Origin of the sequence: Streptomyces spiroverticillatus, assembly GCA_014650415.1 — a bacterium.
GTDB lineage: Bacteria > Actinomycetota > Actinomycetes > Streptomycetales > Streptomycetaceae > Streptomyces > Streptomyces spiroverticillatus.
This window is the reverse complement of record BMUX01000014.1, coordinates 130,084-155,318: the sequence shown is the minus strand read 5'-3', so window position 1 is coordinate 155,318 and position 25,235 is coordinate 130,084. Positions and strand designations below refer to the sequence as shown.

Annotated in this window: 24 protein-coding genes and 3 pseudogenes; 11 read left to right on the top strand and 16 right to left on the bottom strand. The window is 69.9% G+C overall.

Translation table 11 applies throughout. The features are described 5' to 3' along the window. Nucleotides 1-106: 106 nt before the first annotated feature. Together IE269_RS30935 and IE269_RS30930 are read left to right on the top strand one after the other, a co-directional pair. Nucleotides 107-484 carry a nuclear transport factor 2 family protein gene (locus IE269_RS30935; protein ID WP_189826524.1) on the top strand — a complete coding sequence of 126 codons (378 nt, stop codon included), beginning with the start codon at nucleotides 107-109 and terminating at the stop codon, nucleotides 482-484. A gap of 496 nt (nucleotides 485-980) precedes the next feature. Further along, on the top strand, nucleotides 981-1,370 hold the full coding sequence (locus tag IE269_RS30930; RefSeq protein WP_189826523.1) for a hypothetical protein: 390 nt from the start codon (nucleotides 981-983) through the stop codon (nucleotides 1,368-1,370). 247 nt (nucleotides 1,371-1,617) lie between these two features. On the opposite strand, the gene IE269_RS43400 is transcribed toward IE269_RS30930, so the two are convergent. Next, complete coding sequence (locus IE269_RS43400) at nucleotides 1,618-1,749, bottom strand: hypothetical protein (protein ID WP_318299665.1); 132 nt, start codon at nucleotides 1,747-1,749, stop codon at nucleotides 1,618-1,620. Nucleotides 1,750-2,451: 702 nt separating this feature from the next. Then, on the bottom strand, nucleotides 2,452-3,897 hold the full coding sequence (locus tag IE269_RS30915; RefSeq protein ID WP_189826521.1) for an MFS transporter: 1,446 nt from the start codon (nucleotides 3,895-3,897) through the stop codon (nucleotides 2,452-2,454). A gap of 1,825 nt (nucleotides 3,898-5,722) precedes the next feature. Here IE269_RS30915 and IE269_RS30910 point away from each other — a divergent pair. After that, nucleotides 5,723-5,944 carry a hypothetical protein gene (locus tag IE269_RS30910; RefSeq protein ID WP_189826520.1) on the top strand — a complete coding sequence of 74 codons (222 nt, stop codon included), beginning with the start codon at nucleotides 5,723-5,725 and terminating at the stop codon, nucleotides 5,942-5,944. A gap of 125 nt (nucleotides 5,945-6,069) precedes the next feature. On the opposite strand, the gene IE269_RS30905 is transcribed toward IE269_RS30910, so the two are convergent. After that, entirely contained in the window at nucleotides 6,070-6,327 is a 258-nt protein-coding gene (locus tag IE269_RS30905; protein ID WP_189826519.1) for a PASTA domain-containing protein, read from the bottom strand. A gap of 769 nt (nucleotides 6,328-7,096) precedes the next feature. Here IE269_RS30905 and IE269_RS30900 point away from each other — a divergent pair. Next, on the top strand, nucleotides 7,097-7,777 hold the full coding sequence (locus IE269_RS30900) for a hypothetical protein (protein ID WP_189826518.1): 681 nt from the start codon (nucleotides 7,097-7,099) through the stop codon (nucleotides 7,775-7,777). Nucleotides 7,778-7,892: 115 nt separating this feature from the next. Here the strand turns inward: IE269_RS30900 and IE269_RS30895 are convergent, their stop codons facing one another. Further along, complete coding sequence (locus IE269_RS30895) at nucleotides 7,893-8,303, bottom strand: CPCC family cysteine-rich protein (protein WP_318299673.1); 411 nt, start codon at nucleotides 8,301-8,303, stop codon at nucleotides 7,893-7,895. A 269-nt stretch (nucleotides 8,304-8,572) separates the two neighbouring features. Beyond that, nucleotides 8,573-9,202 (bottom strand): class I SAM-dependent methyltransferase, encoded by a 630-nt coding sequence (locus IE269_RS30890; protein WP_189826516.1) that lies wholly within the window; start codon nucleotides 9,200-9,202, stop codon nucleotides 8,573-8,575. Here IE269_RS30890 and IE269_RS30885 point away from each other — a divergent pair. Continuing rightward, nucleotides 9,191-10,149, top strand: a protein-coding gene (locus IE269_RS30885) for an IS5 family transposase (RefSeq protein ID WP_189826515.1) whose coding sequence is annotated in 2 segments (ribosomal slippage) — nucleotides 9,191-9,599 and nucleotides 9,599-10,149 — 960 coding nt in all. Because the reading frame shifts where the segments join, the coding sequence is not laid out codon by codon here. The two genes, IE269_RS30890 and IE269_RS30885, sit on opposite strands and share 12 nt — an antisense overlap. Before the next feature lie 535 nt (nucleotides 10,150-10,684). Here IE269_RS30885 and IE269_RS30880 read toward each other — a convergent pair. The 5 genes and pseudogenes from IE269_RS30880 to IE269_RS30860 all read right to left on the bottom strand — a co-directional run bounded on the left by IE269_RS30880 (nucleotide 10,685) and on the right by IE269_RS30860 (nucleotide 15,549). After that, nucleotides 10,685-11,500, bottom strand: coding sequence for a hypothetical protein (locus IE269_RS30880; protein WP_189826514.1), 816 nt, complete (start codon nucleotides 11,498-11,500; stop codon nucleotides 10,685-10,687). A 69-nt stretch (nucleotides 11,501-11,569) separates the two neighbouring features. Then, nucleotides 11,570-12,010, bottom strand: a pseudogene (locus tag IE269_RS30875) (substrate-binding domain-containing protein); the annotation flags it as partial. An 87-nt stretch (nucleotides 12,011-12,097) separates the two neighbouring features. Continuing rightward, nucleotides 12,098-12,808 carry an ABC transporter ATP-binding protein gene (locus IE269_RS30870; RefSeq protein ID WP_189826512.1) on the bottom strand — a complete coding sequence of 237 codons (711 nt, stop codon included), beginning with the start codon at nucleotides 12,806-12,808 and terminating at the stop codon, nucleotides 12,098-12,100. A gap of 6 nt (nucleotides 12,809-12,814) precedes the next feature. Next, nucleotides 12,815-14,206: an FtsX-like permease family protein gene (locus IE269_RS30865; RefSeq protein WP_189826511.1), complete on the bottom strand. Its 1,392-nt coding sequence runs from the start codon at nucleotides 14,204-14,206 to the stop codon at nucleotides 12,815-12,817. A 77-nt stretch (nucleotides 14,207-14,283) separates the two neighbouring features. Then, entirely contained in the window at nucleotides 14,284-15,549 is a 1,266-nt protein-coding gene (locus IE269_RS30860; protein ID WP_189826510.1) for an ABC transporter permease, read from the bottom strand. Between the two features lie 153 nt (nucleotides 15,550-15,702). Here IE269_RS30860 and IE269_RS30855 point away from each other — a divergent pair, with 153 nt between their 5' ends. The 3 genes from IE269_RS30855 to IE269_RS30845 are packed head-to-tail and all read left to right on the top strand — an operon-like array spanning nucleotide 15,703 to nucleotide 17,790. Continuing rightward, nucleotides 15,703-16,365, top strand: coding sequence for a response regulator transcription factor (locus IE269_RS30855; protein ID WP_189826509.1), 663 nt, complete (start codon nucleotides 15,703-15,705; stop codon nucleotides 16,363-16,365). Between the two features lie 17 nt (nucleotides 16,366-16,382). Continuing rightward, nucleotides 16,383-17,579, top strand: a complete 1,197-nt coding sequence (locus IE269_RS30850; protein WP_189826508.1) for a sensor histidine kinase — start codon at nucleotides 16,383-16,385, stop codon at nucleotides 17,577-17,579. Between the two features lie 37 nt (nucleotides 17,580-17,616). After that, nucleotides 17,617-17,790, top strand: a complete 174-nt coding sequence (locus IE269_RS30845) for a TOBE domain-containing protein (protein WP_474200928.1) — start codon at nucleotides 17,617-17,619, stop codon at nucleotides 17,788-17,790. Nucleotides 17,791-17,892: 102 nt separating this feature from the next. Here the strand turns inward: IE269_RS30845 and IE269_RS30840 are convergent, their stop codons facing one another. The 3 genes from IE269_RS30840 to IE269_RS30830 form a co-directional block, all read right to left on the bottom strand. Then, nucleotides 17,893-18,396 (bottom strand): oxidoreductase, encoded by a 504-nt coding sequence (locus IE269_RS30840; RefSeq protein ID WP_189826507.1) that lies wholly within the window; start codon nucleotides 18,394-18,396, stop codon nucleotides 17,893-17,895. Further along, nucleotides 18,393-19,388 (bottom strand): class I SAM-dependent methyltransferase, encoded by a 996-nt coding sequence (locus tag IE269_RS30835; protein WP_189826506.1) that lies wholly within the window; start codon nucleotides 19,386-19,388, stop codon nucleotides 18,393-18,395. The genes IE269_RS30840 and IE269_RS30835 overlap by 4 nt, the downstream gene beginning before the upstream one ends. Nucleotides 19,389-19,474: 86 nt before the next feature. Beyond that, the gene (locus tag IE269_RS30830; protein ID WP_189826505.1) at nucleotides 19,475-20,176 is read right to left on the bottom strand and encodes a FadR/GntR family transcriptional regulator; all 702 of its coding nucleotides are present in this window, start codon (nucleotides 20,174-20,176) and stop codon (nucleotides 19,475-19,477) included. 145 nt (nucleotides 20,177-20,321) lie between these two features. Between IE269_RS30830 and IE269_RS30825 the strand changes: the two genes are divergently transcribed. Then, nucleotides 20,322-20,873: a gluconokinase gene (locus tag IE269_RS30825; protein WP_189826504.1), complete on the top strand. Its 552-nt coding sequence runs from the start codon at nucleotides 20,322-20,324 to the stop codon at nucleotides 20,871-20,873. 236 nt (nucleotides 20,874-21,109) lie between these two features. After that, nucleotides 21,110-22,546: a GntT/GntP/DsdX family permease gene (locus IE269_RS30820; protein WP_189826503.1), complete on the top strand. Its 1,437-nt coding sequence runs from the start codon at nucleotides 21,110-21,112 to the stop codon at nucleotides 22,544-22,546. Nucleotides 22,547-22,555: 9 nt separating this feature from the next. Here the strand turns inward: IE269_RS30820 and glsA are convergent, their stop codons facing one another. After that, entirely contained in the window at nucleotides 22,556-23,920 is a 1,365-nt protein-coding gene (gene glsA, locus IE269_RS30815) for a glutaminase A (RefSeq protein WP_189826502.1), read from the bottom strand. 330 nt (nucleotides 23,921-24,250) lie between these two features. Further along, nucleotides 24,251-24,448: pseudogene (locus tag IE269_RS43395) on the bottom strand (malate synthase A); the annotation flags it as partial. A 6-nt stretch (nucleotides 24,449-24,454) separates the two neighbouring features. Between IE269_RS43395 and IE269_RS43865 the strand changes: the two are divergent. Continuing rightward, nucleotides 24,455-24,550: pseudogene (locus tag IE269_RS43865) on the top strand (short-chain fatty acyl-CoA regulator family protein); the annotation flags it as partial. On the opposite strand, the gene IE269_RS30805 reads toward IE269_RS43865, so the two are convergent. After that, entirely contained in the window at nucleotides 24,536-25,021 is a 486-nt protein-coding gene (locus tag IE269_RS30805) for an NUDIX domain-containing protein (RefSeq protein ID WP_189826500.1), read from the bottom strand. The pseudogene IE269_RS43865 and the gene IE269_RS30805 overlap by 15 nt on opposite strands. Nucleotides 25,022-25,235 lie beyond the last annotated feature (214 nt).

The following is a 25,235-nucleotide window of genomic DNA, read 5'->3' as shown; positions in this document are numbered from 1 at the left end:
CGACCACTTGTAGACGCATGGCCAGTGCTGTGCCCCGGATGGTCCACCGTGGGCGGGAGACGGCTCGCGGGACGAGCGCACGTACAACAGCTGGTATTACTGGGGCATGCAGGAAGAGACGGCACGCTCCGCGATCGACACGTTCATCTCCGCGTTCAATGCCTCGGACGAGAGTTATGTGACTGCCCTGCTCTCCCAGGCCCTGACCTCAGACGTGGTCTTCTGGGGGCCGTTGGGGCGCAGCGAAGGGATTGCGGCGGTCGAGCAGTTCGTGCTGGACATCCGGCGTCACCCGGCGGGGACCGGCACGATGGTGCGCTGCTCGGCGGTGGACATGCCTGACGAATGGGCCCGGTACCAGTGGGTCTTCACCACGCCGGACGGAGGCCCCCGCCTCGCGGGAACGGACGTGGTCCATCTGCGGCGGAGCCTCATCGACCAGGTCATCGTCTTCGCTGGGGAGATCGAGCCGCCCGCCTCCTGATGCGTCATTCGTCTTTCTCGTGAAGTTGGCCCTTTCGGTACGCCGGGGGTGCGGTTCACGGTTGGTCGGGCTGCGGTGTTGAGGAGGCTTCCGCCCCGTCGGCACGGATGGACCTCAGCGCGGCCAGGGTGTTGGGCGGTGCGTTTGCGGTGGCGGTTGACGTCTCACAGGCGGTCGTCGCCCGTGGAGCATCGGGTGTGCAAGCAGGGGACGCCGTGGGTGCGGCAGGAGGTTGTCGGCAGCCGGTCTGTCTCGCTCTGCTTCGCCCAGCAGGAGCCTGCGTTGGGTCGGCCCCCCCCAACGGCCCGAACTCGTCGAAGGTAAAGCCCTGGTTCGGACATGAGCACCCACGATGTTCCTTCGGGCAGGCATGACGTGGGTCGTCGCACAGGGTGCCGTCGCGAGCGGGCCACGTCGTCCGTCACGAGGCGATCCTGGGCATCCTTGTTCTGGTCTCCCCAGGCACCCCTGGGAACCACGCCACGAGGAGGAACCAGTGCCATTCCCGCAACCACTCACCCCCGAGGAGAGGCTCACCGACGCGAAGAAGCTGTTGGACCTCCCACGTATCGTCGTGATCTGCGGCTCCACCCGCTTCATGGCCGAGATGGCCGAGGCCGACCTGCGGGAGACCACCACCGGGAAGATCGTCGTCAAACCGGGCTGTGACATGAAGTCGCCGCACGCACTCTGGTCCGATCCCGCCGAGGCGGACCAACTGAAGGCCCGTCTCGACGATCTGCACCGAGCGAAGATCCGACTCGCTGATGAGGTGCTCGTGGTCGGCGACTACATCGGAGACAGCACCCGGGCCGAAATCGCGTACGCCCGTTCGCTGGGCAGGCCGGTGCGGTTCACGCACCCCGAAGTCGACCCCGACGCCTGACCGCCCACCGCCACCTCGACAACCCGGTGGGAGAACGTGTACCCGGCGAAGTCGGTGACGCGAACGTACCTGATGCGCTGGTAGAGGGCATTGCTGGTGGGGTTGCCCGGGTCAGCGAACACGACCACGTCCGTTGCACCGGCGGCGACCGCTGCCCGGCTCGTCTCGACCGTCACGATGCCTGCAGAGCCCCGACCCCGGCGGGAGGCCGGGGTGTGGGCGGGGTCGATCCGGACCATGCCGCCGATCACCGAGGTCGACGCCGCCATCGAGACGGGATGCCGTCCGGGGTCTCCCAGAGGGTGAAGTGCCGTTCCTCCAAGCAGGAGTTGTCCCAGGAACCGGCGTCGATCAGGTCGATGGAGGACTGTTCCCTCACGTCGACGCAGAATTCACGGCACCAGCGCACAACGTGTCCAGGGTCCGTCCCGTCTGTGAGACGACCTCGCCCCCGTGGGCGCGGCTGCGGCGGGCAGCGCGCCGAGCCGGTACAGATGCGTCCGCCAGAAGAGCGCGGGCACCGTGCCAGTGCGCCGCTGCCAGGACGCGGCGAACGCCGTGGCCGTGCCGTGGTCCGCGATGACGTAGGCGGGCGAGTGGCCAAGCGCGGCCGGACGTGCAGGGAGGGCGTGGGGCTGCTCGATGGGAAGAGGCGTGAGACCCAGGCGGCCGCGCGGCGTGAGGTAGAAGCACCGCGTGGACCTCGCCCTCGGACTTCAGACGGCCGTAGACGGCGCTGTCGGGACCGGGTGCGTGCCGGTGCGCGGCGTATGGGCGGGCGTTCGCGCTGCGGGTACCGCCGGGCTACTTTGCCGCCTGCTGAACGCGCCGACGGGTGGCGTCCCCGACATGGGGGTGGCCGTTGAGGGCGCGGGAGACGGGGGCGTGCCCATCAGGGAGCACCTGCAGCTCGTACGAAGGGCTGAAACGCTTTCAGGGGCGATCCCGGAAGCGTTTTGAACAGAGCTTCGGCGATATGCCGACCCCGGGCATGCGAAACGGGACCGCCCGAGGTCTGCTGAGCAGACGCCGGACGGTCCCGCGGTGGACTGTGTGCCTGGCCGCAGCAGCAGCCCATGCGTTATACGCCGACCTGCTCGCCCGAGGCGGTCGAGGCGGACTGCTCCGATCCGCTCGCGCCTGACCGCCTCTCGCCGCGCAGCACCAGCAGGGTGATCAGGCCGCCGAGTGCGGCGATCGCGGAGGCTCCGATGAACGCGGAGCTGAATCCGTCGGTCAGTGCCGGGAGGTTGCTGAGTTCGCCCGCACCCTGCGAGGTGGCGAGGGCGGTCAGCGCGGCCAGGCCGAGGGCGGAGCCGACCTGGTAGGTGGTGTTGACGATGCCGGAGGCGAGACCGGCCTGCTCCTGCGGTGCGCCGGACATCGCGGTCATCATGACCGGGATGTACGCGAGGGACATGCCGAGCGCGGCGACCAGCGAGGCGGGCAGTACGTCGACCAGGAAGCTGCCGGTCGGCTCGACGGCGGACAGCCACAGCAGCCCGGCCGCAAGGACCAGCAGACCGCCGGCGATCAACGGCTTGGCGCCGAACTTCATCATCAGCCGCGAGGTGATCATCGTCATGAAGATCATCAGGAGCACGGTCATCGGCACCAGGGCGGCACCGCTCGCGAACGCGCCGTACCCGAGCACCTGCTGGAGGTACAGGTTGAGGAAGTACCACATCGGGATCCACGCCGCACCGAGCAGCATCATCGCCAGGTTGGCCGCGCCGAGCCGCGGCACCCGCCAGACACTGAGCGGCATCAGCGGTTCGCGGAGAGACTTCTGGATGACGATGAAGAGTCCCAACAGGACCACGGCGCCCACCAGTTGAAGGGCGGTCGCCGTCGAGCCCCAGCCCGCCTCGGGTGCCCGTACGACGGCGAAGACGGCCAGGGCGAGACCCGCGGTGACGGCGACGGCGCCCATGATGTCCACCGAACCGCGGCGGCTGACGACGGCGGGCAGCACCTTAGTGGCGGCGAGGGTGGCAAGGCCGATGGGGATGTAGATGATGAAGACCCAGGGCCAGCTGAGCCATTCGGTGAACACACCGCCGAGGAACACCCCGGCCGTGCCGCCGGCCGGGGCGGCGGCTCCGTAGTAGGCCATGGCCTTGCCGAGTTCCTTCGGGTTGTGCCCGAAGAGCATCATCAGCAGGGTCATCGCCGAGGGCGTGATGAGCGCTCCGCCGACGCCCTGGACGCCGCGGCCCAGCACTTCGACCCAGGCGGTGGTGGCCGCGGCGGCGACGACCGATCCGGCGATCATGACCACCCAGCCGGTGACGAAGATCTTCCGCGCGCCGATCAGGTCGGACAACCGGCCGCCCAGCAGCAGCAGTCCGCCGAACGCGATCACGTAGGCGTTGAACACCCACTGCAACTCGCCCTGGGAGAAGCCCAGATCCTTCTGCATCTCCGGGAGCGCGACTCCGATGATCGACGTATCCATGATCACCATGAACTGTGCGGTGGCCAGCACTGCGAGTGCCCACCAGCGCTTGGGGTTGACGGTTGGCATGACCCTTCACCTCTCACTCTCAGGTACCCCCAGGGGGTATCTTGAGATCGCACCGTAACATACGGGTGGGGGGTATGTAAGCGGGGAGGAGGCGATCTCTCGCGCACCGGTCCCAAATGCTGAACTCGGCCACGCCTGGGCCGATTTGACGCGGGTTGCTGCACGGATCCGGCTGGACCGGGTACGGTCGCCAGCTTCCTCCCAGGGATCACCGACCTCGGGACGGGCAGGAACACCCCTCCCCGTCATGGCATCAGAGTGAGCACCACCTGGTCCGCCGGCAGGAACCGCCGTGATGGGAATGACCGGCGGGCCTGGGCGGCCTGGGTGGCGTGCACTTGCGGATGGGCGCGCGAGGCACGCCCGCTGGGCTGGGAGCAGATCGGCGCGACGTCGTTGCGTGAGGGCGGCGAGGAGGTGGCGGACGCGTGTCTCGAGGACTGGGACCAGCATCTTCAGGCTGTCGAACGCGCCGCTGTCCCTACCTGCCCGAGGATTTGACCGCGCTGTTGGAGGTTGTGGTGTCCTGCGTTGTGGTCCTCACGGGCGTGCCGTGGTCGCGTGGCGTCGGGCGTCCTCGGCCCGGAGGGCGCCTAGCGGGGGCGCTGCCTGGCACTGTCGTACGTACGCTGGCGGATCGCTCGCGCCCGGATCGACCTCAGCCGTGGCCGTCTCCTCCTGCACAGCCTCGAGTGCCACGGCAGCGTCGACGATTCCACGCTGCTGGCCGCGTTCGAGACGCTGGAGGACCTGGTGGCCGTCGGCCGCCTCGTCTTGTCTCGTACGGGATTTCCACCTGGGAAGGGGTTCGGCCTCGGGCTGATGGTGGAGCGCCTCGACCAACTCGGCCCCGCAGGCGGCCGGTACCCAGGACCATCATCAGCGGACGTTTCAGCTGCCGAACAGCCTTGTCGAGTACGGGTCCCTCGGCGAGGCCCTGGGCGGCCGGGGCCCGATCGCGGACGCTGCCGCCCACGGGTAGGAGGTGCAGGCATCCGCCCCGCTGAGCGGCGGCGCCCTCGCGCACCCGGACCTGGCAGCGCCCGCTCACCTGCTGCGTCCCGGTCTGACGGTTGCACAGGCGTGCCTGCTCGCGGTTGCCGTCTGCCCCGGTGTCTCGCGGCTGCTGGTCTCGGCGTCGACTCGGGCACACGGGGAGGCCGCCGTTTCCGCCCTGGACCGTGATCCGGTGCCGGCGTCCGTCCTGCGTGAGGTCCTGGAGGTACTCGCCCCCGACTGGCCCTCTCGTCGAACAGCGGCTCACGGCCGCGCAGCAGGAAGCCGCACGGGTATGGGGCGTTGAGGTGTCCGGAACTCGGTGGTGGGGGTACGGGGCCGGACCCTCGGCCAGTCAGCACGCCACCGCGTACACGGGAAGTGCTGGCTTCGGCACCTCTCCGCCCCAGGGGTGGCGGGAAGCTGTGGGAGGGGACAGAGACCGCCGCGAAGTCCTGCACTGGCATCAACGCAACGCTGCTTCACGAGGTGTACGACCTTGCGGACGATGCTGCCGCGTGCCGGGCGGAATTCACGGAGTTCGTGCCCTTGCCCGGCTGCGCGGCCGATCCCGTACTGCGCGAGGAACTCGGCCTCTCCGGCGCCTGGTGGTCCTCGCTCCGTACCAACCTAGCGGTGATCGCCGCGACCCAGACCGACCGGGTGGCCGTGCGGCAGGAGTGGATCGACCGAGCCGTCCCGCAGTACGCGCAGGCACCCGCCCCACGGACGACCGAGCCGTCCCGCAGTACGCGCAGGCACCCGCCCCACGGACGATCGCCTGGGCGGCAGCTCACGGGGACCTGCTCTTCGCGAACCGAACCTCACCGTGGACGGGCCCGCGCTGCTCGATCTGGAGGGGCACGGCATCGCACCTGTCGGATACGACGCCGCGACGCTGTACCTGTACGCCCCCCTCGCACCCCGCACCGCAGCCCACATCTGGCGCGCATTCCCGGTCCTCGACACACCGGACGGTGACACGGCGCTCCGGGGGTCGCCGCGGATCTGCTCCAGTCCGGAAACCGGGGTGACCATCCGGACCTCGTAGCGGCGCTTCGCGGTTACCTCGGCAGGCGGGAGGCCCGGGGGCAATTGGCGGCCGCGGGGGCAATTGGCGGCCGGCTATGTCGGTGCGTGCGGCTCTGGTCCAGCGTGGGAGCCGTCGGGCGGACCCTACTTGGCGTCGGGGACCTCCTCGAACTCGATCACCAGCGAGCCTCCGCGCCGCATCCGGGAGCCGGGGGCCGGATGCTGAGAAGTAACCATCCAGACTCCTGGCCAGGTCAACGCTCTGACTGGCGGTCCGTCCGGATCAGCGGAGGCGATGACCACGCCCGCCTTCCACGCGACATCCCGTGCCTCGGTGACGATCAGTCCGACGATGTCGGGAACCGTCACCTCTTCAGTGCTGCTCGGCCCTGTCCAGCTCACGTCATGACCCTCCCTGGTGCAGCATCTCCCGCGACGGCCGACAGGGAGAAGAGGTACCGGTCCGACCCCGGCGAACGTACGCGGTGTAGCACCAGCCCAGAGCCAAGTGTGCAGCCAGCAAAGGCAGTTGTCGCTCGTCCGCGCCGTCGTCCGTTTCGAACGCCCTGTGAGCATGGCAGCGTGACGATGACTCCCGGGCACACTGCCCGCGTGACCCTCCCGGAGCAGGAACGCCTTTCCTCGTTTCAGCTTGTGCTTCGCAGCACCGAGGTCGTGGATGCAGCCGAACGGGAGCTGGAAGCGGATCTTGCCGCGCTGTGTGTCATGCTCGCGGGCCGTTGGGGTGCCCGGAAACAGTTGACTTGTGGCCCTATCTCGGACTCGACGCCCCCGGCCCAGAGGCCCCGACCCGCGAACCGCTCAGCTTCCTGTGCGGTGTCGCCGGCCACATGCATATGTGGCGCTTGCCCAAATCGGAGCGATGGGTCGGTCTTGTCATCGGCCAAGCCGACCCGGAATGGCAGTTTCAACTGTTGGCCGGCATTGGTGAAGTGTCCTCACTCCAGCGGGCCTCTGTGCCACGTGGGCCGGACGAGTGCGCAACCCGCGATTGATGACGGAAACCCCACTACCGTGCTCAGCCGGAGGGAGAACAGCAGGACGCCGCATCAGACCGGTAGAAACCTTCGCGCCCAGCCGTAGCGGGTGAGGTCGGGTAGCCGTATCACCGCGGGTCCAGAGTGTCGGCGGCATCGGGTTGGATGAGCCTGTGACTGTTTATGACGTGGCCCGGCAGCTTCCCGCTGTCGCCGACCTGCGGGACCTGTGCCGTTCACTGGCCATGCTCGATGCGATCCTGAGCCCGGACTGGGAGAGCCGCTACCACTCCTTCGATACCGGTTGGGCCGACGGCGAGGAGACGGCCTCGCTGCGCAACGGGTCGGGAGACGAGTACTCGATCGTGTTCTCGGGGTCCGGGGCCTATGTGCGCGGCTTCGACCACGAATCGCCGATGAGTCCCTTCGCCAACGATGGAGAGCCCTGGCCGGGTGTGACCGACGAAGTCCCTGAGACCTTCAGGGCTTTCGTCGAGGAGCCTGCGTTTACCGGTCAGGAGGGGGTGCCCGCGATGACGGTCTGCCTGTGGCGGGGACCGAAGGACGAACGGTGGCACCACGGGACGATCGACTTCCCCGAGGGCGCTGTCGATCCCGACGGGGCGACGGGCCTGTTCGGCCTCTTGGTCGACCGGTCTCCGGAAGCGTTCCAGCGCTTCGCCGAGGACTACTACGAGGTCTCCGTCGACCTGGGAGCGGTGAGCCAGGTCTATGCCCTGCGGCCACTGGACCAGGAACTCGTGTCGTTGCTGAACCCTGAGGTCAGCCTGACAGACCTGGCCCAGGACATCGTTGAGATCGGCTATCCGCAGCTGGGCCAGGAGCCGGTCTGACCGCTGTCGATCTTTCGGATGAGGGTTCCAACAAGCGTGTCACGCAGGGGCAAAACCGGCAGGTCACCACATCACAGTGGTTCCAACTGTCGTGTCCCGGCTGACCGGATCCGGCTCAGGTCCGGGGCGGAGAAGAGGCGGGCGCGGGGCGCTCGTAGCGCCGCCAGAAGGTGGGCCGCCACCAGTACAGGGCGACTGGATCATCAGGCCACCCACCACTGTCGCTCGGCTCTTCGAAGGAGTCCCGCGACGGGTCGATCGGACGCCACCCCGGGTCCAGGGGCTCATCCTGCGCAGGAGGCCGCACGTTGCTGAGGAAGCGCTCCTCCATGGCTCCGAAGCGCTGGTAGTTGCGCTGGGCCTCCACCAGGCACACGGCGTTGGCCCCACCGCCCCATGGCCAGCGCAGCTGCGCCAGATCGTCCTCCCAGAAGCAGACGGCACAGATCTCATAGCCACCGTGCTCGCCGAACATCCGGTGACCGCAGGCGGGGCATGGAAGCCAGCCCTCCGCCGGGGGTGCCACGAGACTCTCCGAAGTGGCCAGAGGCGCCTTCTGTGCATCCGCCAAACCGAGAGCTTCGAGTTCAGCCGGCTCGGTGAGTATCCGTGGATCGGCATCGTTCATGAAGACGACTCTACGGGGCGGTTTCACCAGGCGAAGTGGCAGCTGAGCTCAACGCTGGCCAGGTGGAATGCCCACCAGGGCCTGTCTGACAATTCCAGTCTGATCAGCGAGATGCGGCTGAGCCGGCAATCTGGAGGTCGCCGATCGGCTGGGGGACTGGGCAGTGGCTACGAACGGCGGGCCAGTAGATGGGCGTCGAGGAAGCCCCGATCAGAGGCTGGATCGTGGAGCAGCCGGGCGAAGGGATCGAGCCCAGCATCGCCCAGCAGTTCGGCGAGGCGATCCACCGGCCAGCTGTAGGCGGGCGCCACCTTGTGGTCGAACCGGACCGGTTCTTGTCCGTCGGTCCCGAAGAAGGAGACCAGGAGCAGACCGTCCGGCGCCAGGACGCGTACCTGTTCGGAGAGCAGCTCCGGTAGTTCCCCCGGAGGGGTGTGGATCATTGAGTAGTGGGCCAGTACGCCGCCGAGCGCGGCGTCCTCGATCGGCAGGGATTCCATCCGCGCCTCTTGGAAGCGCAGCGCCGGATGGGCCTGCCGGGCGTGGTCGACCATGCCGGGGGCAAGGTCGAGTCCGAAGGCGTCCAGGCCGAGTTCGTGCAGCATGGCTGTCAGATGTCCGGGCCCGCACCCGACGTCCGCTGCCCGCAGGTTGCCCGTCGCGCGCACCAGTTCGGCGAAGGTGCCGATCATGGCCCGGGAGAAAGGCTGTGTCTCCAGCCGGTTTGCGAACAGCGATGCGTACAGCTCGACGACACCGTCGTAGGCCGTCCTGGTCTCGTCCTGATGATTCGCCACGGGCAGGACTCTATAGTCGGTCTGATAATTGATCTTGTGGTAGGTCGAGGTGAGTTGACGGATGCGGCATGGAGGCGGATAGAGCCCCTTTTGCCTCAGGTGGACGGACGGGGCCGTCCGTGGCGTGATCACCGGCAGGTGGTCAACGGGGTGCTGTGGCGGCTGCGGACCGGGGCTCCGTGGCGGGATCTTCCCGACCGGTTCGGGCCGTGGCAGACAGTCTACGAGCGGTTCGCCCGCTGGGAGGCGGACAGCACCTGGGCACGGTTGCTGGAGCATGTTCAGGTCCGCGATGTCGCGGTGGGCCGGGTGGAATGGACCGGCTCCGTCGACTCCACCATCAACCGAGCCCACCAGCACGCAGTCGGCGCCCGCAAAAAGGGGATGCGAACGGGGGCGAACCGGAAGTTCCGGGCCGCTCGCAGGCGCGCCAGGCCCTCGGCCGCTCCCGAGGCGGACTGACCACCAAAGTCCATCTCGCCGTCGATGGCCGGGGCCTGCCCCTGTCGATTGTGCTCACGCCCGGCAACGTCAACGACGCTACGGCGTTCGGCCAGGTTCTCGACGGCATCCGCACCCCGCGCCTCGGCACGGGTCGCCCGCGCACGACACCGGACCGTGTGCTGGGTGACAAGGCGTATTCCAGCAGGTCCATCCGTCATCTGCTGAGGCGCCGGGGCATCGCTGCCACGATCCCCGAGCGCCGCGACCAGGCGGCGAACCGCCGCCGACGCGGAGCCCTCGGCGGCCGGCCGCCGGCCTTCGACAAGGTCACCTACCGCGACCGCAACGTCGTCGAACGATGCTTCGCCCGCCTCAAGCAGTTCCCCGCGATCGCGACCCGGTTCGACAAGCTCGACGACCGCTACCGTGCCGGAGTTGTCCTGGCTTCCTTGATCCTCTGGCTCCGCGAGTCCACGGGTGATCATTTGGCAGACAGGCCCTAGCCGTCTGCCGTGCTCAGTCACACGCCTTGTGACTTAGCGTTGTAGTTGGCCCCGATGGACAACTAGAGTGCTCAATCACGGACGCTGTTGACCTGTGGGAATGCCGCTCAGGGCTGATATGCGTGGTCCGTGCTCAAGAGGGTGACGGCTGAAGTGCCGCCGTCGGTCAGGGTGTCGGGGATGCCTCCGTAAGCGACATCCAGTCTCGGACCGTCTCCTGGTGCGAACCGTTCACTGTGCTCGCGGCCACTACCTCGGCTTCCTCCTTGGAGCATGGCGCTCCTGCGCGGGTGAGCAGGACCAGTGGCCACCTGGGTCCCGTACCGACCGGCTCGCCATCGAAGGGTGTCCACTCCCAGGGGCCGTCGAAGCGCCATGCCCGGCCAATGGCATCGGCGACCTCGTCACCTGGGTCGAGGTGGGCGTAGGGCGGTCAGGGCTGTGGGGCGGCGGGTGAGCCAGTCCGGCACCTGCCGTACCGTCGGCGGCCGTGGCGGTGCGGCGGACGGAGCCCTGCGCAAGGTGGCGGTACCCCTTACGGAGTCATGAAGGGCGTGGCGCAGAACCCGGCGAGGAGGAGCAGGGCGATGAGTGCGGTGAACAGGAGCACAGCCGTCGGCCACGCGCGCCCCTTGCCGTCGGCGCGCACCACGGTGCCCGGATCGCTCGGGTCGTAGCTGACCTCGATGCTCAGGCGGCCGCTCGTGTCGACGTACGTTCGTGTGTTGCCGTCCTGGTCGCCGTAGAGGTAGAGGCCCGGCCGGTCCGCGATGGCGGCGCTGTACGCCGTGACGGTGATGCCGTGCCGGGGCAGCCGCCAGCGTTCGAGGACCGACGGGGCCAGCAGCACGACGCAGATCGCGAAGCCGAAGCCGGTGCCGCCCAGAATCCAGGCGAAGAGCATGATGACGGGGTGCGTGACGAACGAGACCAGCACGCTCATCGCGACGATCGCGAGTACCGCACCCCACACCAGCCGCTTGACCTTTCGCCCGAACGCCTCCCTCGAGGTGATGGCCTCCCGCTCGGCGGTACGCGTGGTGACGAGGGCGGAGCCGTCGGGCACCTCGGATCCGCCGGCCGTGGGGTCGAGCAGGTCGCTCACGGCCCGGGCGAAGACGCCCGCGGCGATCTCGCTCACGCCGTCGACGCGGTACACGGTGGGTACGGTCCCGGCGGGCGCCGTGAGAGTGACCTCGACGGCCCGCCGCTCCGCGTGGACGCGCGCCACCGCAGCAAGGGGGATGTGGTGCTCCAGGCCTGACCGGTGGAGGACCAACTCCCCCTGCGCGGCGTGCAGACGAGTTCTCTTGCCTGCACGCAGGACGGGTATGGCGGGCGTGATCGACATGGCCGGATCCTATGGCGGTGCCACCTGCCGCGTCACGAACTTCCTTCGGACAGGGGCCAGGACGCGCGGCTACCCGCGTCGGGCTGTCGTCGACTTCCGTACGACGAGCTGGGGTTGTACGAGGGGCACGTCGAACGACGTCTCCCCGGCGAGTCGCCGTCCCACGGTGGCCATCAACAACTCCGCGAGCGCGTCGAGGTCTTCGTGGATGGTTGTCAGCGGAGGTGCGAAGCAGGCCGCGTTCGGCTCGTCGTTGTGTCCGATGACGCTGACGTCGTCCGGGACGCGCAGCCCGGCGTCGGCAAGCCCTCGCAGCACGCCCAGGGCGACACTGTCGCTGGCGACGTAGACGGCGGTGTCGGTGCCCCGCCGTACGATCTCCTGAGCCGCCTCGTACCCGGCGGCAGCCGTCCAGTCGCCCACGATGAGGTCGCCGGGTTCGAGCCCGAGCCTCCTCGCCTCCGAGCGCCGTCCCTCGCAGCGCGCCATCGCGTTGAGGGACCACGTCGGCCCGGCCTGAGTGGCCCGACGCGGCCGACCACCGGCGACCTTCCGAGGTCCTGGTGGTCGGCCGCTCGCCCGTTGGGGCGGTTCGGCTCAGTGGGTGTTCACCTGTTCCGTGAGCTTGCCCTTGCGGAGGTTGAGGATGCGGTCGGACTGGGCGGCCAGGTGCTGGGAGTGGGTGACGACGACCACGCACTTGTTCTGTTCGTGGGCGAGGTCGCGGAAGGTGTCGATGATGCCCTGGGCGGTGTCCTCGTCGAGGTTTCCGGTGGGTTCGTCGGCGAAGAGGATGTCGACGTCGCAGGCCAGGGCGCGGGCGATGGCGACGCGCTGCTGCTGGCCGCCGGAGAGTCGGAGGACATTGCGGGTGGCCATCGCCCTGTCCAGCCCGAGGTTGTCGAGTACGCGCAAGGCATGGTCCTTGCGGTTTCCGGTGGCGGGTTTCGCACCGGTGATCTCCATGGCGCAGGTGACGTTCTGGAGGGCGGTCATGTAGGTGAGCAGGTTGTACTGCTGGAAGATCGTCGCGGCGTGCTTGTTGCGGTAGCGCCCGAGGCCGAGCTCGGTGAGGTCCTGCCCGTCGAAGGTGATGGTGCCCCGGGTGGGGGTGTCGAGGCCGCTGGCGAGGGAGAGCAGGGTGGTCTTGCCGCTGCCGGAGGGGCCCAGGATCGTGTAGAAGGTGCCGCGTTCGAAGGCGTACTCGATGTCCCTCAGTACGGTGGTCCTGCGGCGCTGGCCGGAGTAGGTGTGGCTGACGCCGGTGAGGCGCAGGGCGGGCGGTGCCGGGGTGGTGGTGCTGGTCATGGGGGGTCACTTGCCCTTCGTGAGGATGGTGCGGGGGCTCAGGCGAAGCACGGACGCGGCGGGGAGCGCGGTGGCGAGCAAGGCGATGCCCAGGCCGATGCCGGCGACGGTGGCGAGGTCCGCCGGGTCGAGTGCGACGGTGATCTTGTCGATGGGGTCGGCGTTCTCCACGGGCCGGTCGTTCGGGTCGATGCCCTGGTCGAGGCCGGTGCTGCCGGGGGCCGGGGGCTTCCAGGAGTTGATCTTCTGCTCGGCTGCGGAGGCCTCCTTGCCGAGCAGCGCCTGCCCCGCGCTCTGGGTCAACTGCGGGGCGAAGAGGGAGCTGAGGCCGATGGCGAGGGCTGCGACGACCACGATCTCCAGGGCCTGCTGGGCGATGAGCCGGCCCTTCTTCTCGCCCATCGCCAGCAGGACGCCGTACTCCGTGCGCCGCTGCTTGACGGCGAGGTTGACCAGGAGGGCGAGGACGGCCGCGCCGGCGAGGCCCATCAGCCACATGGCGAGGGTGGCGGTGGAGCGGATGCTCTCCAGTGGGCCCGTCATCTGCTGGACGGCCTTGTCGTTGGCGTCCAGTTTGAAGCCGTTGAGCGCCTCGCCTGCCGCCTTCTTCGCCTCGTCCTTGAACGGGCCCTGGGCGTCGGCGTCCTGGAGCAGGAAGGTCGCCTTGCCGACCTGGCGGGGGCCGGTGTTCTCGGGGCTGAGCGAGGTCAGGCCGCCCACCGTCCCGTACAGCATGTTGGCCGGGCTGGTGCCGTACTCGGGGTCTGCCTCGGTCGTGGCGCGCGGGTCGCGGTAGATCCCGGCGACGGTGAAGTCGGCCGTCGTCTTCTCGTCGTTGCCGGTCAGCGGGAGCATGTCGCCGACCTTGAGGCCGTTCTGCTTGGCCAGCCGCTCCTCGACCAGGAGCAGCTTCTTGTCCTTGTCGGCTGCCGTGAGGTGCTTGCCCGACAGGAGGGTGGTCTTGCCGCTGCGGAAGTCGGGCAGCAGGGAGGAGTCCAGAACCCCGATGCTCATCGTGCCGCCGGGGCCCATGGCGTCGGCCATGGGGTCGTTCGCCCCGCCCTTGACCAGTTTGTACGTGCCCTTGAGGAGGGCGCGGTCCCACATCGAGTACGTGTACTTCTGCACCTGGGGCAGGGACCCGAGCTTGTCGACGGTCGAGGCGGCGATGCTCGGAGCCTGCATCTGCCCGGAGCCCGCCAACTGGCTCATGTCGATGTCGAGGTTGACCTCGGCGCCCACGGAGCGTTTGGCGTCGCGTTCGGCGCGGGCGGTCGCGTTGTTGATCAGGATGCCTGCCAGCACCATCACGGAGATGACGAGGAAGGTGGCGAGGGTGATGAGGGTGCGGCCCTTGCGGGCCCACAGGCTGAGCCCGGCGCGTTTGACGAAGTTCATGGGGATGCGGCTCTCTCGGTCCGGGTGGGTGGGTGGGGGAGTCTGGGTGGCTGTGGGGTGTCGTGGTCGGAGGACGGCTACTCGGTGTCGGTGAGGATGGAGCGCGGGTGCAGGCGCAGGATCCCGATGCCGGGTACGACGGTGGAGACCAGCGAGATCCCGAGCGCGATCCCGGCGACCTTGCCGACGGCGGCGGGTTCGACCCGTACCGAAGGCGGCGCGATCTCGGCCTTCGGGGTCAGGGCCACGGGGTCCGGCTTCTTGTCCTGGCGGCCGAGCAGCGCGTCACCGGCGCTCTGCCCGGCGAGCGAGCCGGCCAGGGCGGCGAGTGCCACGGCGGGCAGCGCCACGGCGGCCATCTCCACGGCGTGCTGGCCGATGAGCTTCCACTTCTTCTCGCCCACCGCGAGCAGCACCCCGAGCTCGGCGCGCCGCTCGCGGATCTGCAGGGCCACGATCAGGCCGAGGGTCAGCGCCCCGGCCAGGGCGATCACCCAGACGATCAGCCCTGCGAAGGTTCCGACCCGCTGGATGGGGCGGACCTGGTCCTTGTACGCCTTGTCGTTGACGCGGAATTCGAAGCCGCCCGTGCCCAGGAGCTGCTCGGTCTGCGCGTGCAGTCGCTGCGCCTGGTCCGGTGAGCCGATCTTGAAGACCGCCTCGCTGACACGAGCGGTGGCGCCGCCGAGTTCCTGGGCGGTGCCCACCGGTACGTACAGCACATTGCCCGGCAGTTCGTGCGGCGGCCGCCACGACGTCGGGTCCTGGGCCCGGTCGCGGAAGACGCCGACGACCGTGAGAGGGAGGGAGCGGGTGCCGTCCGCCGCGAGCACGCGGACGGTGTCGCCCACGGTCAGGCGGTTCTTGTCGGCCAGGCGCTGTTCGATCAGTACGACGTTTTGGCCCGCGTCCTGGGGCGTGATGCCCCGGCCCGCCGTGATTTTCATCGAGCCGTACGAGAAGGGCAGCAGCATGCCCGAGTCGCGCACGCCGTTCACGGTCAGCCGGTACTTGTCGGCACCGGAGCCGGGCGGCTTCGGACCCTGCGGGGCCAGCGGTGTCATGCCCTTGGCGTCGGCCCGTACCCGAAGCTCGGCGTTGTGGCGGTGCACCGGGTCCGAGGCACCGATCCGGTCGACGAGGGCGGGGGTGAGGGCCTTGTCCCGGACGGTGACGTCCACGCCGATGGTGCGCTCCGCGTCCGCTTCCTGCCGGGCGGCGGCGCTCTGCAACAGGAATCCGCCGAAGAGCAGGGTGCAGAGGACGACGAAGATCGCCAGCAGGGCCGCGGTCCTGGACTTTCTGGCACTCAGGCTCATCCCGGCGCGTTTGACGAAGTTCATGCCGATGACAGAAGCAGCCGGGTGTTTGCAGGTGGATAAGCGCGTTACAGCGGGATAAGGGCGCGCACCGGGCGCTACGGCGGGCGACGAGGCGGAGGGCATGCCTTTGCGCCCTTATGCGACTGCAATCGTGATCTTGGTTTCATGGAAGGCATGAGAGTCCTGGTAGCCGAGGATCACCGTGTCCTCGCCCGCACCATCGCCACCGGCCTGCGCCGCCAGGCGATGGCCGTCGACATCGCTGCCACCGGCGACGAGGCCGAGCGGATGTGTCTGCTCACCGCCTACGACGTACTGGTCCTCGACCGCGACCTGCCGGTCATGAGCGGCGACGAGGTGTGCAGGCGACTGCGGGAGCTCACCGACCCGCCCAGGATCCTGATGCTGACCGCGGCCGGCGAGCTCACGGACCGGATCTACGGCCTCACCGCGCTGGGCGCCGACGACTACCTGGCCAAGCCCTTCGACTTCACCGAGCTCGTCGCCCGGATACGGGCACTGAGCCGGCGCGCCCCCAAGCCGCCCCCCGCCGTGCTGAGCTTCGGGGCCATCACCCTGGACGAGGTGCGGCGGGAGGTGTTCGTGGACGGCAGGGCACTGGAGCTTTCACCGAAGGAGACGGCGGTCCTGCGGCTGCTGCTGAGGGCCGCCGGGGCACCGGTGGCGCACGACGAGCTCGTCCGTACCGTCTGGGACGAACACCTCGATCCCCGCACCAGCGCGGTACGCACCACTGTCAGCCGCCTGCGCGGCAAACTCGGCGACGCCTGCCTGATCCTGGCCGACAAGGGAGAGGGCTACCGGCTGTGCGACTGAACCAGAGGTTTCGGGGGATGCCGAGCCTTCGAGGCCTTCGCGGGATGCTGAACCGGCTGCCCTTCCGTGCCCGGCTGACCGTGGCCTTCTCCGGACTCTTCCTGCTCGCGGGCGTCGGCCTGCTCGCGTTCGTCGTGCTGCTCGCCCGCTACGGAACGAACCAGCAGGTCCAGGGGATCTCGGTCACGTACGGAGACCTGCCGTCCGGACAGGTGCCACCCTCCGAGTCCCTGCACCCGACCGGCTCCGACCCCGTACGGGAGCCTCCGGGCGACGTCGCCATGATCCAGAAGATCGACCAGACCGTGCAGGCCGTCCAGGACACCGCCCTGCGCCAGATGGTGCTCTGGTCCGCCGTCGGCCTCCTCGTCATGGCCGTCCTGGCCGGGCTGCTCGGCCGGTGGCTGGCCGGACGGGCCCTGCGCCCGGTCGTCTCCATGACGGAGGCCGCCCGTCGCATCAGCGAACAGAACCTGCACCAACGCCTCGCCCTCACCGGCCCCGACGACGAACTCCACCGCCTCGCCGACACCTTCGACACCATGCTCGACCGGCTGGAGAAGTCCTTCGAGAGCCAACGCCGCTTCGTCGCCAACGCCTCCCACGAACTCAAGACGCCGCTCGCGGTCCAGCGCACCACCCTCCAGGTCGGTCTCGCCGACCCCCTGCCCGACGAACTCGCCGACGTACGCGAGGATCTGCTGACCGCCAACCGCGAGGCGGAACAGCTGGTCAACGCCCTCCTGTTGCTCGCCCGCAGCGATCGCGGACTGGAGCGGACCGAGCCGGTGGACCTCGCCGCCACGGCCCGCGCCGCCACCGCCGACGTCGCCCCGCTCGCCGCCGGGACCGGCCTGCATGTCGACATCGAGGCGCACACCCCGTCGACCGTGTCGGGCGATCCCGTTCTCCTGCGCCACCTGCTGACCAACCTGATCCGCAACGCCGTCCAGTACAACCGCCCCGGCGGTCATGTCCTCGTACGGATCGACTCCTCGACCGTGACGGTCACCAACACCGGCCCCCACGTCCCCGCCCACCGCGTCCCCGACCTGTTCGAGCCCTTCCGCCGCCTCGACGGCGACCGCACCGCCACCACCGGCCACGGCCTGGGCCTGTCCATCGCCGCCTCGATCGCCGAGGCCCACCACGCGACGCTGACGGCACAACCGGGCCCGGAGGGCGGCCTCACCCTCACCCTGCGATTCCCCTGAGTGCCGATCCCGGCCTCCCGCCTGCCTTCAGGCGACGCTGAGCGGGATCGTGGAGCACGTCGAGTACCAGGGGCACGAAGTGCTGGTGCACCTGCAGTTGAGGGGCGGCGCCCAGGTGCCGCTGCTCGTCGATCTGGCTCAGCTGTACGTCTTCGACCACCAGGGCCGAAGGGTCTGCCCGGCACCGGTCGGCGCGGTGGGCCTGGACTGACCGGCGCGCGAACGCAGCGTCCGGAGCGGGCACCGGTGCCCGCTCCGGACGTACACCTGCCGCGCGGCCCAGGTTCCGGCGATTGGGGGCGGTGGTCGTGGGTCAGACCGGATGTGCGTACCACTTGCGGTGGGTGAGTGGTTCGACCAGGAGGACACCGGCCGAGGCGGCCACGGCGACGGCGGCGGCCGGGAGTGAGCCCCAGGCGGCGGCAACGGCCCCGACGAGTACGACCAGTGGGCGCAGCAGGGTCAGCGGGCCGAGGCCGATCACCACGGCCAGCGTGCTGGCGCGGAAGGGGCCCCAGAAGTAGCAGGCGAGGCTCGCGGCCACGATCGCGGTGTACGGGGCGTGCACGAGCAGCATCCGGCCTGCTGCGGCGTCGAGTTCGGCGTAGCGGACAGCGGGGTTTCCGCCGAGGAGGAGGACGGCGGTGGTGAAGGCGGAGGTCACGGTCAGTGCGAGGGCGCCGATGGTGAGTCCGCGGAGGGCAGCGCTGCGGGTGGGGCCGGATTTGCGGATGCGGCCGTCCCGGCCCGCATAGGCGCGGAAGCCCGCGAACGCCGCGTCGATCAGGGCAAGGGCGGCGAGCAGGAGGGCGTTCATCGGGCGGTCCGTGGGGTGGGGCGGGCGAGGACGTCGGCGAGATCGCCGGTGAGGCGGCCGGATGCGGTGCGGTCCAGGGCCGTTTGGAGCGCGGGGACCAGGTCCGGGCGCAGGCCGAGGACCGGGCGCACGGTGGTGCAGAAGGGATTGCTGCGGGTGCGGGGCTCGTAGACGAGCGGAACCAAGCCTTCCGCGCGGGCGGCGGCCTTCAGCAGGGTGGCGTCGTCGTGGGTGCGACGGGCCGACATGACACCGTCGTGCCGCCCCAACGGGTCGCGCATCCGGGCACGGTGGAAGATCCAGGTGCCGATCGGGGCGAGCCTGGTGGCGGCGATGTCGAAGTGGCAGAAGGCGGCGGGGCCGGGGGTGGCTGCGGTGCCCGCGGCGGTGGCCAGGGGACTGGACTGGGCCTGGGCCGCGAAGAAGGCGTCGAGGGCCGGGCCCCTGAAGTGGTGGAGGACGCCCGTGGACACGTACACCGTGGCGGGCTCTGGGAGGGCGAAGGCGTCTCCCCGTACGAAACGGCAGTCCAGGTTCTCGGCCCGGGCCAGACGGTCCGCTTCCCCGATCAGCGCCGCGTTGAAGTCGACGCCGACCAGGTCGACGCCGGGTCCCAGGACACCGGACGCGGCCAGCCACCGTACGAGATAGCCCAGACCACAGCCGACGTCGACGACCCTGAGCGGACCGGCGACTTCACCGGCGCGGAGGGCGGCGAGCAGTGGACGCAGGACCTCCGCGACCCGTGCGCCGAGCCGCAACTCCTCGCTGAGGCGCTGGAGTTCCGTATGCACGGCGACCAAGCGGCGGTCCACGGCGACCGGATCGAGGGTTCCGTCTGGGGCGCAGGGCAGCGCGGCGGCGATACGCGCGCCGCGCAGGTCGCCCGCGTCGCGCAGCCGCGCGACGACATCCGCCCGGCGGACGGGCAGCCGCACGAGGGTGCGGGGGTCGTGGTCGACGACCAGGTCGGATATTTCGAGGAAGGGCACGCGATGACGTTACGTGGTGCGTGGGGCTCCGCCTCGGGGCGCTGCGCGCGCGGTCTGCGCCCGTCCGGAGCGGGCGGGGCAGGGGGTCAGGGGGCCAGTACGTTCAGTTCGTCCAGGGCGCCGATCGTGATCCGGCGGGTCAGCTCCTCCGCCCGGGCGGCGTCCCGCTCGCGTACCGCCTCGGCGACCTTGACGTGCAGGGTGACCGCGGCCGGGTCGGGGTCCTCGAACATCACCCGGTGGTGGGTGCGGCCGGCCAGCACCTCGGCGACCACGTCGCCGAGGCGGGCGAACATCTCGTTCCCGGAGGCCTTCAGGATCGTCCGGTGGAACTCGATGTCGTGCAGGAGGTAACCCTCCAGCCGCTGACCGCGCGAGTGGGCGACCATCCCGATGGCGCACTCGGTGAGGGCCGCGCACTGCTCGGCGGTGGCGTGATGGGCGGCCAGTCCCGCCGCCGCGGGCTCCACCGCGGAGCGTAGCACGGTGAGGGAGCGCAGCTGGCGGGGCCGGTCGGCACCGGCCAGGCGCCAGCGGATCACCTGCGGGTCGTAGACGTTCCACTCCTCGGTGGGCAGCACGGTCACGCCGACGCGGCGCCGCGACTCCACGAGGTGCATGGACTCCAGGACCCGGACCGCCTCGCGCATCACGGAGCGGGACACCTCGAACTCCTGGGACAGCTCGTCCGTGAGCAGCACGCTCCCCGGCGGGTACTGCCCTCCGGTGATGGCGGGCCCGAGGGTGTCGAGTACGCGGGCGTGCAGCCATCGGGCCTGTCCAGTCATGGCACAAGACTACGAGGCAGCCGCGACCGCAATAAGTATGACTTTTAAGTCACACACTCTTGAATTCCTCTGACCTAATGGGTTTCAGTGGCGGGACGCACGACCGGCCGCCGTGCGAGATGTCGAAGAAGACAGCGAGGCAGCAATGCATACTCCCCACGTCGTCGTCCTGATGGGCGTGGCAGGAACCGGCAAGACCACGATCGGTCCCCTGCTCGCAGCACAGCTCGGCGTTCCCTATGCCGAGGGCGACGACTTCCACCCCCCGGCGAACATCGCCAAGATGTCGTCCGGCACCCCGCTGACCGACGACGACCGCTGGCCGTGGCTCGACGCCATCGGCTCCTGGGCGCACGGCCGGGCCGGGCTCGGCGGCGTCGTCAGCAGTTCGGCGCTGAAGCGCAGCTACCGCGACCGGCTCCGGGCGGCGGCTCCCGGCGTCGTCTTCGTCCATCTGACCGGTTCGCGCGAACTGATCGAGGGGCGGATGGCGCAGCGCCAGGGGCACTTCATGCCGACCGCGCTGCTCGACTCGCAGTTCGCCACGCTCCAGCCGCTCGGGCCGGACGAGGCGGGCGTCGACGTCGATGTCGCGGGCACGCCTGCGGAGATCACCGCGCGGGCGGTCGAAGCCCTGCGCGCCTACGGCCCGCCGACGGAGGGCGGATCTCGGCTTCCGCGCCTGTTGCCGCAGTGACGCCCGCGCCTGCTGGCGGGCGGTGCACCCGGATGCGTACGAGCACGCGGTGCACCCGGATGCGTATGACCGCGCGGTGCACCCGGACACGTACGACCGCGCGGTGCACCCGGACACGTACGAGCACGCGGTGCACCCCGACACGTACGACCACGCGTCCCGCCCCGTAACCCACACTGACGCGTGCGACCACGCGTCCCCGTCCCGTAACCCCCCACTCCTGCAAGGGAAACACCGTGACACGTCTCAGCGTCGAGACCCTGGCGGCGGACGCCGCGGAACCGATCACCTCGGCGGGCCATGCCCAGCTCGGGATCGCCGTCCTCGCGGGCATTGCCGTCATCGTCCTGCTCATCACGAAGTTCAAGATGCACGCGTTCCTCGCGCTGACCATCGGATCGCTCGCGCTGGGAGCCTTCGCCGGCGCCCCGCTCGACAAGGCGATCACCAGCTTCACCAACGGCCTCGGTTCGACGGTCGCGGGCGTCGGTGTGCTGATCGCACTCGGCGCGATCCTCGGCAAGCTCCTCGCCGACTCGGGAGGCGCCGACCAGATCGTCGACACCATCCTCGCCAGGGCCGGCGGGCGCTCCATGCCCTGGGCGATGGTGCTGATCGCCAGCGTCATCGGGCTGCCGCTGTTCTTCGAGGTCGGCATCGTGCTGCTGATCCCGGTCGTCCTGATGGTCGCCAAGCGCGGCAACTACTCGCTGATGCGCATCGGCATCCCCGCACTCGCCGGCCTCTCCGTGATGCACGGCCTGATCCCGCCGCACCCCGGCCCGCTCGTCGCCATCGACGCGGTCGGCGCCAATCTGGGCGTCACGCTCGCCCTCGGCGTTCTCGTCGCGATCCCGACCGTGATCGTCGCCGGTCCGCTGTTCTCGAAGGTCGCGGCTCGCTGGGTGGACATCCCGGCGCCCGAGAAGATGATGCCGCGGCGTCCGTCCGAGGAGCGGGACGGGGCCACCGGGGAGCAGGGCGCAACCGCCGACGCCCCGAAGCTGCCCAGCTTCGGGGCGACCATCGCCACCGTGCTGCTGCCCGTCGTCCTGATGCTGGCCAAGGCACTCGTCGACATCGTCGTGGACAACCCCGAGCACACCGTCCAGCGCGTCTTCGACGTCATAGGTTCGCCGCTGGTCGCCCTGCTTGCGGCGGTCGTCGTCGGCATGTTCACCCTCGGCCGCGCCGCCGGATTCACCCGGGGAAAGATCACCGCGACCGTCGAGAAGTCGCTCGCCCCGATCGCCGGAATCCTCCTGATCGTCGGTGCGGGCGGCGGTTTCAAGCAGACCCTCATCGACTCGGGCGTCGGCCAGATGGTCCTGCAGATCTCCAAGGACTGGTCGATCCCCGCGATCCTGCTCGCCTGGCTGATCGCCGTCGTCATCCGCCTGGCCACCGGCTCGGCCACCGTCGCGACCGTCTCGGCCGCCGGTCTGGTCGCGCCGCTCGCGGCCGACATGTCGACACCGCACGCGGCCCTGCTCGTCCTCGCGATCGGCGCCGGCTCGCTCTTCTTCAGCCATGTCAACGACGCGGGCTTCTGGCTGGTCAAGGAGTACTTCGGCATGAACGTCGGCCAGACCATCAAGACGTGGTCGGTCATGGAGACCATCATCTCCGTCGTCGCCGGCGCACTGGTCCTCCTGCTGTCCCTGGTCCTTTAAGACGGACCGTCACGGAGACGCGTCATTCAGCAGGCCGGGGGAGTCGAGGAACCGGTCCTCGCACCAGGCCAAGGCCTCGTCTCGGGTCGAGAAGCCCGTCCAGGACCCTGGACGGGCTTCCGACTGCTCCAGGAACGGTTCCTGTACGGCGACGGCCACCCGGTGGCCCTGCTCCTCCAGGTCCGCCAGCGCTGCGGCGAGCATCGCGGCGGGCCCGGAGCTGACACCGGTGACCGCGGTGAGGTCCAGGACCACCGCGCCGGGAGTGCCGGGCGCGGTCTCCGCCACCGCGTTCAGGAGCTGCTCGGTCTCGGTGAACTCCAGCTCGCCCTGCGCGCCGACGACGGTGATGCGCCGCGGGTCGCGGTCGAGGGCGGCGGCCTGTTCGGGGGTGCGCACCCGGGAGGAGCGGGCCGCCGTCCCGGTGTCGGTGACGGTGGCCGTCAGATGCACCGGCGCGTGCATGAGGTGCAGCTGAAACCGTGCGGACACCGCCGTCAGGGCGACCACGCCCCGCACCGAATTGCCCTCCGCGTCCAGCGGCGGGCTGTAGATGGCGACGCCGAAGCGGCCGGGACTGACCGCGATCAGACCGCCCGACACCCCGCTCTTGGCGGGCAGCCCGACATTGAGCAGCCACTGCCCCGCACCGTCGTACATCCCGCAGGTCGCCATGATCGCCAACGTCCGTACGGCCACGTCCTGCGTCACCACGCGCGCGCCGGTGACGGGATTGAGGCCGCCCTTGGCCAGCGTGGCGGCCATGACGGCCAGATCGGCGGCGGTCACCCGCACCGAGCACTGCCGGAAGTACGTGTCCGTCACGGTGTGCGGATCGCCCTCCAGCGATCCGGCCGAGCGCATCAGGTACGCGAGGGCGCGGTTGCGGTCACCGGTCTCGGCCTCGGAGGCGTACACGTCCTCGTCGTGGTCGAGACGGCGGCCCGCGAACGCCGACAGGCAGTCCAGGATGCGGGCGAACCGCGCCGCCGGGTCGGGCGCCTCGACCAGGGCGGTGGTGGCGATGGCACCGGCGTTGATCATCGGGTTGGCCGGGCGTCCGGTGTCCTCCTCCAGGCTGATGGCGTTGAAGGCCTCCCCGCTGGGCTCGGCGCCGACGCGCCTAAGCATCTCCTCGGGCCCGAGGTCGGTCAGTGCCAGGGCGTATACGAAGGGCTTGGAGACGGACTGGATGCTGAAGGGGGTGTCGGCGCTTCCGGCCTGGTAGCGGTGGCCGGCCATGCTGGTGAGGGCGATCCCGAAGTCGTCCGGGTCGGCGTGGGCGAGCTGGGGGATGTAGGTGGCGACCTCGCCGTCCTTCAGCGGGCTGATCCGCCGGTGGAGATCGTCGAGTGCCTCCGTCACCGGATCCATGGACGTCCTCACCCCTTCCGTCGTCCCCGGGCAGCCGCCGCCGCAGACCGGCGGACGCTTCTCGACGGTACGTACGGACAGGCGCCCGCCACCGCTGGAAACGGCCGATCAGGTGACCCGCATGCAGGTGCCCCCCCCATGAACCACCCCGGTCCGCCAGATCTTCGGGCGCGCTCGGCGCAGTTCCGCCGGTGTGTCCCGGGACGCTGACGCAGTGCGTCGCCGAGCGGATCGGCACCCCGTCCGGGGTACCGATCATCGTTCGCGCCGTTTGTCTTCCGGCGAGCGGCAGCCGGTCGAGGAGCGATGCCGGCCCGAAACCGACGCCTGGAGGGGCACGAGCCCGGGATGCGTCCCCCACGTGCCGTCGAAACCGCCTCCCGCCTCCCGCTCCTCGCCGAGCCGTACGGCGGCGAACGCGGCCCCGGCGGCCGCTGCTTGCATGCCCGGGACCTGCGCGGCCATGCCGCCGACGGCGTGCGCGCCCCGCTTGTGACACGTACGGACGAGGAGTGCGGTGTACGCCCGCGCCCCACCCACCACCGGGGCGGGTGGGGCGTCCCCGGCAAGACCTTCGCCAGCGGCCTCGGCTGCGAGCTCCGGCACGCCTCCCGGCTACAGCCCGATGACGACCGGAGCTGCGGGAGCCCCCCGGGCAGTCAACTCGGCGAGCAGCGCCGCCAGGTCTTGGGGGCCGAACAGCTCCGGTCCCTCGTAATCGGCGATCTCATCGGGCCGCCACCACCGGAACGCCGTGAGGTGTTCGGCAGCGAGCTCGGCTGCCGACAGGCTGCCGACCGGCTCGAACGCCTCGGCGCGCACCAGGAAGTAGTCGTTGACGACACCGTCGTGGCCCGGTGCGTACTCGGGCCCGACGAGCCGCTGGTGCCATATGTGCCGCAAGGGACCTTCCCAGGCGAGTCCGACCTCCTCGACCAGTTCCCGCCTCAGTGCTTCCTCTGCCGACTCCCCGTCCTCGATCCCACCCCCGGGCGCGATCCAGACGACCTCCCCCGGAAGCACACCACGGCACAACAGAATGCGGTCCTCCCTGTCCAGGACGACCCCGCGCGCCGAGTGACGCAAGCTGAGTGAAGACATGCCCGAACACTAGAGGAGGCCCTTTGACGGGCCGAAACGGCGGAGAACAGCTACTACGCACGGCTTCGCTCGCCGGGGCACGCCGTGCAGGACGCGAGCAAGCGTCTCTGCATCGCGCCCGACGCGAGGTCCGGCCCACCGCACCGTCGCCACGCGCTTCGGCAAGCGCGTGTACGTCCTCCACGGGACGGCCGCTGTGCCCGCTGTCCGGCCC

Coding starts and splice junctions, on each gene's coding strand:
- IE269_RS30935 (WP_189826524.1), top strand. CDS start 107: ATGCAGGAAGAGACGGCACGCTCCGCGATCGACACGTTCATCTCCGCG.
- IE269_RS30915 (WP_189826521.1), bottom strand. CDS start 3,897: ATGCCAACCGTCAACCCCAAGCGCTGGTGGGCACTCGCAGTGCTGGCC.
- IE269_RS30880 (WP_189826514.1), bottom strand. CDS start 11,500: ATGTCGATCACGCCCGCCATACCCGTCCTGCGTGCAGGCAAGAGAACT.
- IE269_RS30870 (WP_189826512.1), bottom strand. CDS start 12,808: ATGACCAGCACCACCACCCCGGCACCGCCCGCCCTGCGCCTCACCGGC.
- IE269_RS30865 (WP_189826511.1), bottom strand. CDS start 14,206: ATGAACTTCGTCAAACGCGCCGGGCTCAGCCTGTGGGCCCGCAAGGGC.
- IE269_RS30860 (WP_189826510.1), bottom strand. CDS start 15,549: ATGAACTTCGTCAAACGCGCCGGGATGAGCCTGAGTGCCAGAAAGTCC.
- IE269_RS30855 (WP_189826509.1), top strand. CDS start 15,703: ATGAGAGTCCTGGTAGCCGAGGATCACCGTGTCCTCGCCCGCACCATC.
- IE269_RS30850 (WP_189826508.1), top strand. CDS start 16,383: ATGCCGAGCCTTCGAGGCCTTCGCGGGATGCTGAACCGGCTGCCCTTC.
- IE269_RS30840 (WP_189826507.1), bottom strand. CDS start 18,396: ATGAACGCCCTCCTGCTCGCCGCCCTTGCCCTGATCGACGCGGCGTTC.
- IE269_RS30830 (WP_189826505.1), bottom strand. CDS start 20,176: ATGACTGGACAGGCCCGATGGCTGCACGCCCGCGTACTCGACACCCTC.
- IE269_RS30825 (WP_189826504.1), top strand. CDS start 20,322: ATGCATACTCCCCACGTCGTCGTCCTGATGGGCGTGGCAGGAACCGGC.
- glsA (WP_189826502.1), bottom strand. CDS start 23,920: ATGGATCCGGTGACGGAGGCACTCGACGATCTCCACCGGCGGATCAGC.
- IE269_RS30805 (WP_189826500.1), bottom strand. CDS start 25,021: ATGTCTTCACTCAGCTTGCGTCACTCGGCGCGCGGGGTCGTCCTGGAC.